Source organism: Ramlibacter sp. G4-7 (assembly GCF_057784995.1).
This window is the reverse complement of sequence record NZ_JBYNTT010000009.1, coordinates 52,064-64,814: the sequence shown is the minus strand read 5'-3', so window position 1 is coordinate 64,814 and position 12,751 is coordinate 52,064. Positions and strand designations below refer to the sequence as shown.

12 protein-coding genes are annotated in these 12,751 nt (G+C 72.0%); 6 read left to right on the top strand and 6 right to left on the bottom strand.

Going from position 1 to position 12,751, the window contains the following annotated elements; translation table 11 throughout:
* Nucleotides 1-5: 5 nt before the first annotated feature.
* From AC3EGR_RS13915 to AC3EGR_RS13890, 6 genes are all read right to left on the bottom strand, one after another.
* Nucleotides 6-593 (bottom strand): SRPBCC family protein, encoded by a 588-nt coding sequence (locus AC3EGR_RS13915; RefSeq protein ID WP_488547084.1) that lies wholly within the window; start codon nt 591-593, stop codon nt 6-8.
* A 15-nt stretch (nt 594-608) separates the two neighbouring features.
* Nucleotides 609-1,787 (bottom strand): vWA domain-containing protein, encoded by a 1,179-nt coding sequence (locus tag AC3EGR_RS13910; protein WP_488547083.1) that lies wholly within the window; start codon nt 1,785-1,787, stop codon nt 609-611.
* Between the two features lie 15 nt (nt 1,788-1,802).
* The gene (locus AC3EGR_RS13905; protein ID WP_488547082.1) at nt 1,803-2,708 is read right to left on the bottom strand and encodes an AAA family ATPase; all 906 of its coding nucleotides are present in this window, start codon (nt 2,706-2,708) and stop codon (nt 1,803-1,805) included.
* Between the two features lie 139 nt (nt 2,709-2,847).
* Nucleotides 2,848-3,642, bottom strand: coding sequence for an FAD binding domain-containing protein (locus AC3EGR_RS13900; RefSeq protein ID WP_488547081.1), 795 nt, complete (start codon nt 3,640-3,642; stop codon nt 2,848-2,850).
* Nucleotides 3,643-3,661: 19 nt separating this feature from the next.
* Entirely contained in the window at nt 3,662-6,037 is a 2,376-nt protein-coding gene (locus tag AC3EGR_RS13895; RefSeq protein WP_488547080.1) for a xanthine dehydrogenase family protein molybdopterin-binding subunit, read from the bottom strand.
* Between the two features lie 10 nt (nt 6,038-6,047).
* Nucleotides 6,048-6,521 carry a (2Fe-2S)-binding protein gene (locus tag AC3EGR_RS13890; protein ID WP_488547079.1) on the bottom strand — a complete coding sequence of 158 codons (474 nt, stop codon included), beginning with the start codon at nt 6,519-6,521 and terminating at the stop codon, nt 6,048-6,050.
* A gap of 173 nt (nt 6,522-6,694) precedes the next feature.
* Here AC3EGR_RS13890 and AC3EGR_RS13885 point away from each other — a divergent pair, with 173 nt between their 5' ends.
* The 6 genes from AC3EGR_RS13885 (at nt 6,695) to kefF (ending at nt 12,745) form a co-directional block, all read left to right on the top strand.
* Nucleotides 6,695-7,807 (top strand): helix-turn-helix domain-containing protein, encoded by a 1,113-nt coding sequence (locus tag AC3EGR_RS13885; RefSeq protein WP_488547251.1) that lies wholly within the window; start codon nt 6,695-6,697, stop codon nt 7,805-7,807.
* A 56-nt stretch (nt 7,808-7,863) separates the two neighbouring features.
* Entirely contained in the window at nt 7,864-8,604 is a 741-nt protein-coding gene (gene modA, locus AC3EGR_RS13880; RefSeq protein ID WP_488547078.1) for a molybdate ABC transporter substrate-binding protein, read from the top strand.
* 7 nt (nt 8,605-8,611) lie between these two features.
* Nucleotides 8,612-9,295 (top strand): molybdate ABC transporter permease subunit, encoded by a 684-nt coding sequence (gene modB / locus AC3EGR_RS13875; protein WP_488547077.1) that lies wholly within the window; start codon nt 8,612-8,614, stop codon nt 9,293-9,295.
* Entirely contained in the window at nt 9,292-10,362 is a 1,071-nt protein-coding gene (modC, locus tag AC3EGR_RS13870) for a molybdenum ABC transporter ATP-binding protein (RefSeq protein ID WP_488547076.1), read from the top strand. Before modB ends, modC begins: the two co-directional genes overlap by 4 nt.
* Nucleotides 10,363-10,475: 113 nt before the next feature.
* A complete protein-coding gene (locus tag AC3EGR_RS13865) occupies nt 10,476-12,080 on the top strand; it encodes a mechanosensitive ion channel family protein (RefSeq protein ID WP_488547075.1) in 1,605 nt (534 codons plus the stop codon).
* Nucleotides 12,081-12,100: 20 nt separating this feature from the next.
* Nucleotides 12,101-12,745: a glutathione-regulated potassium-efflux system oxidoreductase KefF gene (kefF, locus tag AC3EGR_RS13860; RefSeq protein ID WP_488547074.1), complete on the top strand. Its 645-nt coding sequence runs from the start codon at nt 12,101-12,103 to the stop codon at nt 12,743-12,745.
* Nucleotides 12,746-12,751: the final 6 nt, after the last annotated feature.

The window sequence follows — 12,751 nt, the reverse complement described above, 5'->3', positions numbered from 1 at the left end:
CGTCCTCAACGGGCCAGCATCAACAGCGCCAGCAGCACGAGCACGCCGAACGCGATCCACACCCACAGCGGCATGCGCCGTGCCGGAACGGCCGCAGCGGCTCCACCGGCCGGCAGCGCCGCCTCCGCCGCCACCGCCTGCGGGTGGCGGCGCTGCATCTCCTGGTCGAAGCGGCGGAAGAAGTCCTCCGCCATCGACTTCGCCACGCCGTCCACGAGGCGCTGGCCGACCTGCGCGATCTTGCCGCCCACCTGCGCCTGCGCGGTGTAGGCCAGCTCGCAGCCGGCGCCTTCCACGGCCGGCGCGAGCTTCACCTTGGCCGTCCCCTTGCCGAAGCCGGCCGCCCCGCCCTGCCCTTCGAAGCCGAGGGTGTAGCTGTTGGGCGGCAGCACGTCCACGAGCTGGATCTTGCCGTTGAAGCGCGCCGACACCGGCCCGATCTTCACGCCCATGCCGATGGCGTACTGGTTCTCGCCGGTCGCCTCCACCTTGTCGCAGCCGGGGATGCACAGCTTGAGCACTTCCGGATCGTTCAGCGCGTCCCAGGCCTGTTGCTGGGTGACCGCGAGATGGCGGCTGCCTTGCATGTCCATATGTCGTCGTCCGTTCTAGTTGTCGAGCAGCTCGGCCAGGCTGCGTGCCAGGTCCTGCAGCTTTTCCAGGTTGTGCACCGCCAGCATGGCGTGCGCGTGCCGGTGCAGCACGGCCGCGCCCCGCGCGAGCGGAGCATAGCCTTCGAAGCGCAGCAGCGGGTTGAGCCACAACAAGCGGCGACAGCGATGCGTCAGCCAATCGAGTTCGCGCCCCAGGTCCTCGGGCTCGCCGGTGTCCAGGCCGTCGCTGATCACCAGGACCAGGGTGCGGCGGCCGACCAGCCGCCGGGCATGGCGTTCGCGCAGCGTCGCGAGCGAGGCGCCCAGGCGCGTGCCGCCGGCGAAGTCGTCGATCGCAGCGCCCGCCGCGGCCAGCATCGCATCGGTATCGGCCTGGCGGAAGGCGGGCGTGAGGTCGGTGAGGTGGGTGCCGAACGCGAACACGTCCCGGCGCCGATGCGCGCGCGTGGCGGCATGCAGGAAGGCGAGCAGCAGGCGCGCGTAGCGCTCCATGGAGCCGGACACGTCGACCAGCACCAGCAGCGGCAGCGGCGCGCGCCGGCGCTGCATGCGCCGCAGCACCAGCAGCTCGCCGCCGGTGTGGCCGGCGTGCCGCATCGTGCGCGCCCAGTGCAGCTGCGCGCCCCGGCCGCCGGGGCGCATGCGCCGTTGCTCGAACTCGGGCACCGGCAGCGCGATGTCGCGCGCGAGCTGCTCGACCAGGTGGAACTCGCTGCCGGTGAGGCCGTTGAAGTCCGCGTGCTTCAGGCGCGCCATCTCGCTGGCGGTCATCGCCGCGTCGAAGTCGACCTCGCGCTCCGGCTTGCGCTCGGCGCCGCCGAAGCGCTTTTGCGGCGCCAGCGCCTCGCCAACGCGCGGCCGCTTGGCGGGCTCCTTGCGCCCTTGCGCCGAGGGCAGCATCTGCGCGAGCAGCTTGTGCGCCACGGCGGGGTCGCGGAAGAAGGCGTCGAACAGTTCGCGGAAGACGCCGCGCTCCTGTTCGCGGCTGACCAGCACGGCCTCCATGGCCGCGCCGAGGTCGTCCTTGCGCACGACGCCCACGAGCCCCGCCGCTTCCTGCGCCAGCGCGATGCGCGCGCTGTCCACGCGCAGGCCGGCGCGGCGCAGCGCCCGGCCGAAGCCCGCGATGTTGTCGGCCAACTTGCCGCTGCGCGCATCACCGAGGGTGGCCATGGCAGGCGTTGCGGCTCAGGCCGCCTGCGGTTCGGGTTTGAGCAGCTCGCCCGCCAGCTGCGGCGTCAGCGCGGCCACGTCCTCGCGCTGCTTGAACAGGATGCCCGCGGTGTCGGCCACCACCTCCGGATCGAGGGCCAGGGTGTCGAGCGCGACCAGGGCCTTGGCCCACTCCACGCTCTCGGCGATGCCCGGGGCGCGCTGGAAGGCGTTGGCGAAAGGCTGGCTGCGCAGGCGGCCGACGAACTCCGCCACCTGCCGCGACAGGGCCTCGCTCGCCTCCGGCACGCGGGCGCGCACGATGGCGAGCTCGCGCTCGCGCTCGGGATAGTCCAGCCAGTGGTAGAGGCAGCGGCGCTTGACCGCGTCGTTCAGCTCGCGCGTGCGATTGCTGGTCAGGATGGTAACCGGCGTGGCGTGGGCGCGGATGGTGCCGATCTCGGGGATGCTGACCTGGTACTCGCCCAGGTACTCCAGCAGGAAGGCCTCGAAAGGTTCGTCGGCCCGGTCGACCTCGTCGATCAGCAGCACGGCGCCGGGCTCGGGCGCCTGCAAGGCCTGCAGCAAGGGGCGGCGAATGAGGTAGCGGTCCTGGTAGACCTCGCGCTCGACCTGGTCGGCGCTTTCCTTGCCCTCGACGGCGCGCATGTGCAGCAGCTGCGCCGCGTAGTTCCACTCGTAGAGCGCCTCGCGCAGCTCCAGTCCGTCGTAGCACTGCAGCCGCAGCAGGGTGCGCTGCAAGGCCGTGGCGAGCGACTTGGCCAGCTCCGTCTTGCCGACGCCGGGTTCGCCTTCGAGCAGCAGCGGCCGCTGCAGCTTCAGCGCGAGGAAGACCGCCGTGGCCAGGCGGCGCTCGGCGTAATAGCCGGCCGCGACGAGGGACTGCTGCAGGGCATCGATGGAGGAGAAGGGCGCGGTCATGGCTGCATTATTGGTCCGTGGCCGGCGATGGCCCCCCTCCCGCTTGCGGGAGAGGGCTGGGGTGAGGGAATGGGCCGCCTGCCCTCACCGCAGCCCTCTCCCCAGGGGGAGAGGGAGAAGCGCCGCAAGGCCACGGGCGCTAAGCCAGCGCCTTCGCGACCGCCCGCTGCGTCAGCACCGAGATCAGGTTCGCCCGGTACGCGGCGCTGGCATGCAGGTCGGCCGAAAGTTCGCTCGCGTCGACCTTGACGGCTGCCGCCGCCTCCGGCGTGAAGCTCTTCGTGAGTGCCTGCTCCAGGCCCGCGTGGCGGAACACGCCGTTGCCGCCGCCGGTGACCGCGACGCGCACGCCGGCGTCGGTCTGCGCCACGCACACGCCGATCAGGGCGAAGCGCGAGGCCGGCTGCTTGAACTTGAGGTAGGCCGCGCGCCTGGCCTGCGGGAAGCTCACCGAGGTGATCAGCTCGCCGTCCTGCAAGGCGGTGGCGAACATGCCCTGGAAGAAGTCGTCGGCCGCGATCTTGCGCTGGGTGGTGTGGATCGTCGCGTTGAGCGCCAGCGCGCCCGCCGGATAGCAGGCCGCGGGATCGTTGTTGGCGAGCGAGCCGCCGATGGTGCCCATGGCCCGCACCTGGCGGTCGCCGATGCCGCTGGCCAGCTCCGCCAGCGCCGGGATCGCCGCCTTGACCTCGGGGCTGGACGCGACGTCCGCATGCCGCGTCATGGCGCCGATCACGAGCGCGTTGCCCTCGCGCCGGACGCCGGCCAGTTCGGCGATGCCGCCCAGGTCGACCAGCGTCTCGGGCTGCGCGAGCCGCAGCTTCATCGAAGCCAGCAGGGTCTGGCCGCCGGCCAGCACCTTGGCGCCGCCGGCGCCGGCTGCACGCGTGGCGTCGGCCAGCGAGGACGGACGTTCGAAGGTGAATGCATACATGGTGGTGTCTCCTTCGTGTTCAGGGCTTGGCGGCCTGGATGGCTTCCCACACGCGCGCCGACGTGGCGGGCATGTCGAGGTCCTTGACGCCCAGCGGCCGCAGCGCGTCCAGCACGGCGTTGATGACGGCCGGCGGCGAACCGATGGCGCCCGCCTCGCCGCAGCCCTTGGTGCCCAGCGGGTTGTGCGTGCACGGGGTGCAGACGGTGTCCAGCTTGAAGGACGGCATGTCGTCCGCGCGCGGCAGTGCGTAGTCCATGAAGGAGCCGGTCAACAGCTGGCCCGTCTCCTTGTCGTACACGCAGTTCTCCAGCAGCGCCTGGCCTATGCCTTGCACCAGCCCGCCGTGCACCTGGCCCTCGACGATCATGGGGTTGATGATGGTGCCGAAGTCGTCCACCGCGGTGAAGCGGTCGATCTTCACGACACCCGTCTGCGGGTCCACCTCCACCTCGCAGATGTAGGTGCCGGCCGGGAAGGTGAAGTTGGTCGGGTCGTAGAAGGCCGTCTCGTTCAGCCCCGGCTCCAGCTTGTCCAGCGGATAGTTGTGCGGCACGTAGGCCGTCAGCGCCACCTGGCCGAAGGTGACCTTCTTGTCGGTCCCCTTGACCTTGAACTCGCCGTTGCTGAACTCGATGTCGCCCTCGCCGGTCTCCATCAGGTGCGCGGCGATCTTCTTCGCCTTGGTCTCGATCTTGTCCAGCGCCTTCATGATGGCGGCGCCGCCCACCGAGATGGAGCGCGACCCGTAGGTGCCCATGCCGAACGGCACGCGGCCCGTGTCGCCGTGCACGACGTCGACGTTTTCCACCGGGATGCCCAGGCGCGCCGCCACCACCTGCGCGAAGGTGGTCTCGTGGCCCTGGCCGTGGCTGTGCGAACCGGTGAACACCGTGACGCTGCCGGTGGGATGCACGCGCACCTCGCCGCACTCGAACAGGCCCGCCCGCGCGCCCAGCGCGCCGGCGATGTTCGACGGCGCGATGCCGCAGGCCTCGATGTAGCTGCTGTAGCCGAGGCCGCGCCTGAGGCCCTTGGCCTCGCTGGCCTTGCGCCGCTGCTCGAAGCCCTTCACGTCCGCCAGCGCGTTGGCCTTGAGCATGGCGCCGACGTAGTCGCCGGTGTCGTACTGCAGCGCCACCGGCGTCTGGTAGGGGAAGGCCGTGATCATGTTGCGCTCGCGGATCTCGTCCTGCGGGATGTTCATCTCCCAGGCGCAGCGCGACACCAGCCGCTCCAGCACGTAGGTGGCTTCGGGCCGGCCGGCACCGCGGTAGGCGTCCACGGGCGCCGTGTTGGTGAACCAGGCATCCACTTCCACGTAGATCTGCGGCGTCGTGTACTGGCCGGCCAGCAGCGTCGCGTACAGGATGGTGGGCACCGCCGTCGAGAAGGTCGACAGGTAGGCGCCCAGGTTCGCGTCCGTGTGCACGCGCAGCGCCAGGAACTTGCCCTGGCTGTCCAGCGCCATCTCGGCATGCGTGACGTGGTCGCGGCCGTGCGCGTCCGACAGGAAGGACTCGCTGCGGTCGGCCGTCCACTTGATCGCGCAGTTGAGCTGCCTGGCCGCCCAGGTCAGCGCCACGTCCTCCGCGTACAGGAAGATCTTGGAGCCGAAGCCGCCGCCCACGTCCGGGGCGATCACGCGCACCTTGTGCTCGGGCAGGCCCAGCACGAAGGCCGTCATCAGCAGGCGCTCCACGTGCGGGTTCTGGTTGGCGACGTAGAGCGTGTAGTCGTCGGTCGCACGGCTGTAGGCACCGATGGCCGCACGCGGCTCGATCGCGTTGGGGATCAGCCGGTTGTTGGTGAGGTCCAGCTTGGTCACGTGCGCCGCCTTGGCGAACACCGCGTCGACCTGGGCCTTGTCGCCGATCGCCCACTGGTAGCAGCGGTTGTCCGGCGCGGCGTCGTGCAGCGCGGTCGCCTTGGCGGCGTCGCGCACGTCGACCACGGCCGGCAGCACGCCGTAGTCCACCACCACGGCCTCGGCCGCATCGCGTGCCTGCTGCAGCGTGTCGGCCACCACCATGGCGACGTGGTCGCCGACGTAGCGCACCTTGCCCTGGGCCAGCACCGGGTGCGGCGGCTCCTTCATGGGCTGGCCGTCCGTGCTGGTGATCAGCCAGCCGCAGGGCAGGCCATTGACCTTGCCGGCCATGTCCGCGCCGGTGAACACCCGCGCGACGCCCGGCATGGAAGCGGCACGCGAGGTGTCGATCGACTGGATGGTGGCGTGCGCATGCGGCGAGCGCACGAACACGGCGTAGCGCTGGTTGGGCAGGTTGATGTCGTCGGTGTACTGGCCGCTGCCCGTCAGGAAGCGGTAGTCCTCGCGCCGGCGGTAGGACTCGCCGATGTGGGGCAGCTGGGCGAAAGTCTCGTTGGCACCCATGGCGTTCTCCTCAGGCCTTGCCGGCCATGGCCGCCTGGCCCTGCTGCACGGCCTTCACGATGTTCTGGTACCCGGTGCAGCGGCACATGTTGCCTTCGAGCTGCTCGCGGATCTGCGATTCGCTGGCGTTCGGATGGCGCTGGCACAGGTCCAGCGAGCTCATGACCATGCCGGGGGTGCAGAAGCCGCACTGCAGGCCATGGCACTCCTTGAAGGCCGCCTGCATGGGGTGCAGCGTGCCGTCGGCGGCGGCCAGGCCTTCGATGGTGGTGATCTCGGCGCCCGGATGCTGGGCGGCGAGCGTGTTGCAGGACTTGATGGCCCGTCCGTTCACGAGCACGGTGCAGGCGCCGCACTGCGCCGTGTCGCAGCCCACGTGGGTGCCGGTCAGGCGCAGGTGTTCGCGCAGCGCGGTGACCAGGAGCGTGTTGGGCGCGACGTCGACGCTCGCCGCCTTCCCGTTGACCTTGAGTGATACCAGCATGTCTTGTCTCTCCTGTGGGGGCCGGGGCAGCCATTGTTGAATTGGGACCCCACCCCTTTCCTAGGCGAAACCCTAGGTGGCAGGGGCAGTGGCGCGAAATTCTCAAAATGGAACAATGCAGCCTGCGGGCGTGCGCGACGCTGCCCGACAGGAGACAAGGACGGGGCGTGGCCATGGGCGATGCGGGGACCGGTGCGGCGCAGGACCGCCTGCTGCAGATCGAGCGGGCGCGCCGCGCCGTGATGGAGGAAGGCGCGTCCATGACCGACGTGCTCGTCCGTGGCTGGTACGAGGGCGCCTGGATCGAGCGTTCCTGGCGCCGCTGCCTCGGCAAGGGCCGCCGGCCGCAGGAGCAGATCACCTTCGACCTCGTCCCCGAGCAGCATATGCGCCGGGTCGCGGAGGCGAACCACACGCTCGTGACGGCGGCACGGCCCGTACTGGAGCAGCTCGGCCGTGCAATCGCCAGCACCCGCTACTTCGCCATCCTCACCAACCACGACGGCGTGGTGGTCGACGCGCACGGGCCGATCGACCGGCGCGACCCGCGCGCCGCCCTGATCACGCGCGTGGGCGTGGACCTGTCCGAACGCAGCGTCGGCACCACCGCCATCGGCGCCGCCCTGAGCGAGCTGCAGCCGGTGTGGCTGCACCGCGGCGAACATTTCTTCCGCGCCACCGGCTGCTACAGCTGCGCCGGCGCGCCCCTGTTCGGCGCCGACGGCGCCTGCGTCGGCATGCTGGACCTGACCGGCATCGACGCCGCCGAACGGCCGGAGCTCAAGCACCTGGTCGCCCAGTCCGCGCGCAGCATCGAGAACGCGCTGGCGCTCTCGCGCCCCCACGAGCTGGTGCTGCGCCTGAACTGGCCCGGGCGCCTGCTCGGTGACGACGACGACGGCCTGGTCTGCCTGGATGGCGAAGGGTGGGTCACGGGCAGCAACGGCGCCGCGCGCCAGATGGTCGCCGCGCTGGCCGGCACGCAGGCACCGGTGCATTGCAGCGAGCTGTTCGCGCAGGCCTGGGAGCCGCTGTTCGACCACGCCCGCCAGGGCGAGCAGGCGCCGGTGGAAGTGCCCCTGTGGTCGGGGCTGCGCCTGGCGTGCCTGCCGCAGCTGGCGGGGGCGGCGCCCACCGGCGCCAACCCGCGCCTGCCGCTGCGCGACGTGGAGATCGCCCTGATCCGCAAGGCAGTGCGCGAGGCGCGCGGCAACGTGATGGAGGCGGCGCGCGCGCTGGGGATCAGCCGGGCGACCGTGTACCGCAAGCTGGCGCAGCGGAAGTAGCGCACGCGCGTCGGCCGGACGGCGCGCGGTGCGCCTTCCTTCCTATACTCGCGCCCATGCCGCGCCGCCTCGCCGTGCTCCTGACGCTGTTGACGCCGCTCGTGGCGTGCGCGGGCGAGGTCCAGGTGGCCGCCGCTGCCAACCTGGCCGCGGCGATCCAGAAGATCGCCGCCGCCTTCCACCGCGACACCGGGCACGAAGCCATCGTCTCGCTGGGCTCCACCGGCAAGCTCTACGCGCAGATCCGCAACGGCGCGCCGTTCGAGGTGCTGCTCGCGGCGGACGAGGAGACGCTGCGCCGGCTGGAAGCCGAAGGCCTGGCCCGGCCCGGCACCCGTTTCACCTATGCCTTCGGCCAGCTGGTGCTGTGGAGCGCGCGCAGCGGCGGCGTGGATCCGCGCGGGGAGACGCTGCGCCACCCGCATGGCAGGCTGGCGATCGCCGACCCGCGCGTCGCACCCTACGGCGCGGCCGCCGTGGAGGCGCTCAATAGCCTGGGCGTCTACAGCGAATGGCAGCCGCTGCTGGTGCAGGGCGAGAGCATCGCGCAGGCTTACCAGTTCGTCGCCACCGGCAACGCCTCGCTCGGGTTCGTCGCGCTGGCGCAGGTGGCGGAAGACGGCCGCATCGCACGCGGATCCGGCTGGATCGTGCCCGCGCACCTCTACCCGCCCCTGCAGCAGGACGCGGTGCTGCTGCAGGCCGGCGCCGACAACCCCGTGGCCGCCTTGTTCCTGGGCTACCTGCGCGGCAACGCCGCGCGCGCCGTGCTGCGCGCCGCCGGCTACAAGTTCTGACGCCCGCATGGCACTCGGCACGGGCGACCTGCAGGCGATCTGGCTCACCTTCAAGCTCGCGCTGGCGACCACCCTGGCGCTCCTGGTCCTGGCCACGCCGCTGGCCTGGTGGCTCGCGCGCACGCCTTCACGCTGGCGTGCCCCGATCGCCGCCGTCGTCGCCCTGCCGCTGGTGTTGCCGCCCACCGTGCTGGGCTTCTACCTGCTGGTGGTCTTCGGGCCGCACGGCTGGGGCGGGCAGTTCACGCAGGCGCTGGGCATCGGCCTGCTGCCCTTCACCTTCGCCGGCCTGCTGCTCGGCTCCATCGTCTATTCCCTGCCGTTCGCGGTGCAGCCGCTGCAGGGCGCCTTCGAAGCGGTGGGGCGGCGGCCGCTGGAAGCGGCGGCCACCTTGCGGGCGTCTCCGCTGGATGCCTTCTTCCACGTGGTGCTGCCGCTGGCCCGCCCCGGCATCGTGCAGGCCGCGGTCCTGAGCTTCGCCCACACCGTCGGCGAATTCGGCGTGGTCCTGATGATCGGCGGCAACATCCCGCAGAAGACCCGGGTGGTCTCCACGCAGATCTACGGCCACGTCGAGGCGCTGGAGTACGCGCAGGCGCACTGGCTGTCCGCGGCCATGGTGCTGTTCTCCTTCCTCGTGCTGTTCGCGCTGGCGCGGCTGAACCGGCGCAGCACGCGGGTGGTGGGATGAACGGCATCGAGATTGTCCTGCGCCTGCCGCGGCCGGAGTTCGTCCTGGACGTGGACCTGCGCCTGCCGGCCAGCGGCATCACGGCCGTCTTCGGCCCTTCCGGTTCCGGCAAGACCACCTTGTTGCGCGCCGTGGCCGGCCTGGAGCGGCCGACGCAGGCCCGCGTGATCGTCGGCGGCGAGACCTGGGAGGACAGCGCGGCCGGCGTGTGCCTGCCCACGCACCGCCGCCCGCTCGGGTACGTCTTCCAGGAAGCGAGCCTGTTCGACCACCTGGACGTCGCCGGCAACCTGCGCTTCGCGCACAAGCGCGCCGGCGCCGCCGTGCCGCTGGAGCCCCTGCTCGCTCTCCTGGGCATCGCTGCGCTGCTGCACCGCCGGCCGCACGAACTCTCGGGCGGCGAACGCCAGCGTGTCGCCATCGCCCGCGCGCTGGCCACGCAGCCGCGCCTGCTGCTGCTGGACGAGCCGCTCGCCGGCGTGGACCTGGCGCGCCGGCGCGAGATCCTGCCCTGGCTGGAGCGCCTGCGCGACGAGCTGAACATCCCGATGCTGTACGTCACGCATTCGGGGGACGAGGTCGCGCGCCTCGCGGACCACCTCGTGCTGCTGGAGGCAGGACGCGTGCGGGCCTCCGGGCCTCTGGCGCAGACCCTGGCGCGCGTGGATCTCGCCGCGGTGCCGGGCGAAGAGGCCGGCGCGCTGCTGCATGGCACGCTGGTGCAGCGCGACGCGCGCTGGCAACTGGCGCAGGTGCAGTTCGCCGGCGGCACGCTGTGGATCGCCGACCCCGGCCTGCCGCTGGGACAGGCCGTGCGCGTGCGCGTGCTGGCGCGCGACGTCAGCCTCGCCCTGCTGCCGCCCGCCGCCAGCAGCATCCAGAACGTGCTGGCGTGCACGGTGCGCGCCATCGCCCCCGGTGCCCATGCTTCGCAGGCACTCGTGCAACTGGCCTGCGGCGAGTCGCTGCTGCTCGCACGGATCACGGCGCGCGCCGTGGACGCGCTGCGGCTGGTCGAGGGCGCGTCCGTGCTGGCCCAGGTGAAGTCCGCCGCCCTGGTCGCCTGAAGCGGGCCGGGGAGCCGCGGCGTTGCCCCTGCCCCGGATGGCGGCGGTCCGGTGGCGATGCCACGATGGCCGGCCCGCGGGCGCGGCCGCCCCGCGACCAAGGAAAGCGAGGCATGGTGCGAACGAGCCTGCGGGTCCTCCTCGGCTGGCTGCTGCTGGCGCTGGCGCTGGCGGCGCAGGCGCAGATCGGCGGCCGCTCCAGCACACCGGCGCCGGCGGCCTCGGCGCCGGTCGTGCGCGATCCGCTGGACCGTGGCACGCCGCGCCGCGCCATCGCCGCCTTCGCGCGCGCAGCGCAGCGCGGCGACCTGCCGTTGGCCGCGCGCTACGTGCAGGCAGGCGGCCGGAGCGCGACGCGCAACGAAGCGCTGGTCGCCGAGCTCGCGCAGCTGATGGACCGGCATTTCCACCAGCCGGTGTCCACGATCAGCGATGCGGCGGAAGGCACGGTCGACGACGGCCTGCCGCCGGACCGCGAACGCGTCGGGCCGCTGCGCCTGGCGGGGCACCGCCCTTACATCGAGCTGGTGCGCGTGGCGGATCCGCAGGCCGGCCCGGTGTGGCTGATCTCCGCCGAAACCATGACGCGCATCGCCGCCCTGCGCGAGGAGGAAGGCACGAGCTGGGCGGAGCGCATGCTGCCCACCGCGCTGTTCGCCCCGGCGCTGTTCGGCTTCACCTTCGCGGACCTGGCGGTCTGGCTCGCCTCGCTGCTCGCACCGCTGCTGCTGCTGCCACCGTTGCTCCGGCTCGCGCGGGTGCTGCTGCGCCGGCTGCTGCCTTCCCGCGCGGAAGGGCTCGACGCCTGGTACCACGCCACCCGCTGGCCCGTGGTGGCCCTGTTCACGCTGGCCGTGCACGCCGCGGCCCTGCCCACGTTCGGCCCGACGCTGTCCTTCCGCATCGCCTACTCGCGCGTGCTGGCCGTGCTGCTCGTGGTGGTGCTGGCCTGGGGACTGCAGCGGACCTTCGCCGTCTTCTTCGGCCGCACCGGCGCGCAGCTGCAGGACCGCGGCCGCACCGGGGTCCGGTCGGTGCTGCTGCTCGGCCAGCGGCTGCTCAACGTCCTGATCGTCCTGCTGGCGGTGCTCGTCGTGCTGGCGGTCGTCGGCTTCGACATGAAGACCGTGCTGGCCGGCCTGGGCATCATCGGCGTCGCCCTGGCGCTGGGCGCACAGAAGACGATAGAGAACATCCTCGGCGGCATGATGCTGCTGGCCGACGAAGCGCTGGCCGTGGGCGACACCTGCCGCATCAACAACCGGCAAGGGACGGTCGAGGACATCACCCTGCGCTCGGTGCGCTTCCGCACCCTGGAGCACACCCTGCTGTCCATTCCCGCCGGCGTGCTGGCGCAGGCGGAGCTGGAGAACTTCGCCACGCGCGACAAGATGCTGGTGCAGCACCGGCTGCGGCTGGCCTACGGCACGTCGTCGCAGCAGCTGCGCGGCGTGCGCGACGCCATCGCCGCGCTCGTCGACGCGCACCCGCAGCTGGAACATCCGCTTTCGCGCGCGCGCCTCGTGGAGTTCGGGCCGCAGGGCATGGAGCTGGAGCTCTTCGCCTACGTGCTCACGCACGACCTGCAGCAGTTCCTGGAAGTCCGCGAAGAGCTGTTGCTGGCGGCGGTCGCGTGCGTCGAGGCGGCCGGCGTCCGCTTCGCCGAGCCGGCGGCCTGGGCCGCCCCGCCGCCGCCCGCCGCGGGTCCGTCCCGCTGAATTGCGTTATGGTCGCGGGCATGCCCGAGACCGAAGGCCCGCCCGCAGCGCCCGCCATCTACCTGATCGCCGCGCATCCCAACTGGACCGAGTCCCGCGTGAACCGCCGGCTCCTCGAAGCGGCCCGCGCGCTGCCCCACGTGCGGGTGCAGGACCTGTACGGGACCTACCCCGATTTCGACATCGACGTGGCCGCGGAGCAGGCCAATGCCCAGGCCGCGGACCTGCTGGTGCTGCTGCACCCGATCCAGTGGTACGCGATGCCCGCCCTCATGAAGCTCTGGTGCGACGAGGTCCTGGGCTACGGGTGGGCCTACGGTCCGGGCGGCACCGCGCTGGCCGGCAAGGACCTGTGGCTGGTGGCGAGCACCGGCGGGCCCGAGGCCTCCTACCACCCCCAGGGCTACAACCGCTATTTCTTCGACGCCTTCCTGCCGCCCTACGAGCAGACCGCCACCCTGTGCGGCATGCGCTTCCTGCCGCCCCTGCTGCTGCACGGTGCGCGGCGGGCGGATGCGCGGGAGGTCGAGGACCACGTGAGCGTCTTCGGCGAGCGGCTCGCGGGCTACCCCGCGTGGCCGGAACTCGAGGAACTGGGCGCCTGCCCCATCGTCGACGTGCCGACGACCGACCGGCCCATGGCCGACCCGAACGCGGGAGCCTGAAGCCCA

Coding starts and splice junctions, on each gene's coding strand:
- AC3EGR_RS13915 (WP_488547084.1), bottom strand. CDS start 593: ATGGACATGCAAGGCAGCCGCCATCTCGCGGTCACCCAGCAACAGGCC.
- AC3EGR_RS13910 (WP_488547083.1), bottom strand. CDS start 1,787: ATGGCCACCCTCGGTGATGCGCGCAGCGGCAAGTTGGCCGACAACATC.
- AC3EGR_RS13905 (WP_488547082.1), bottom strand. CDS start 2,708: ATGACCGCGCCCTTCTCCTCCATCGATGCCCTGCAGCAGTCCCTCGTC.
- AC3EGR_RS13900 (WP_488547081.1), bottom strand. CDS start 3,642: ATGTATGCATTCACCTTCGAACGTCCGTCCTCGCTGGCCGACGCCACG.
- AC3EGR_RS13895 (WP_488547080.1), bottom strand. CDS start 6,037: ATGGGTGCCAACGAGACTTTCGCCCAGCTGCCCCACATCGGCGAGTCC.
- AC3EGR_RS13890 (WP_488547079.1), bottom strand. CDS start 6,521: ATGCTGGTATCACTCAAGGTCAACGGGAAGGCGGCGAGCGTCGACGTC.
- AC3EGR_RS13885 (WP_488547251.1), top strand. CDS start 6,695: ATGGGCGATGCGGGGACCGGTGCGGCGCAGGACCGCCTGCTGCAGATC.
- modA (WP_488547078.1), top strand. CDS start 7,864: ATGCCGCGCCGCCTCGCCGTGCTCCTGACGCTGTTGACGCCGCTCGTG.
- modB (WP_488547077.1), top strand. CDS start 8,612: ATGGCACTCGGCACGGGCGACCTGCAGGCGATCTGGCTCACCTTCAAG.
- modC (WP_488547076.1), top strand. CDS start 9,292: ATGAACGGCATCGAGATTGTCCTGCGCCTGCCGCGGCCGGAGTTCGTC.
- AC3EGR_RS13865 (WP_488547075.1), top strand. CDS start 10,476: ATGGTGCGAACGAGCCTGCGGGTCCTCCTCGGCTGGCTGCTGCTGGCG.
- kefF (WP_488547074.1), top strand. CDS start 12,101: ATGCCCGAGACCGAAGGCCCGCCCGCAGCGCCCGCCATCTACCTGATC.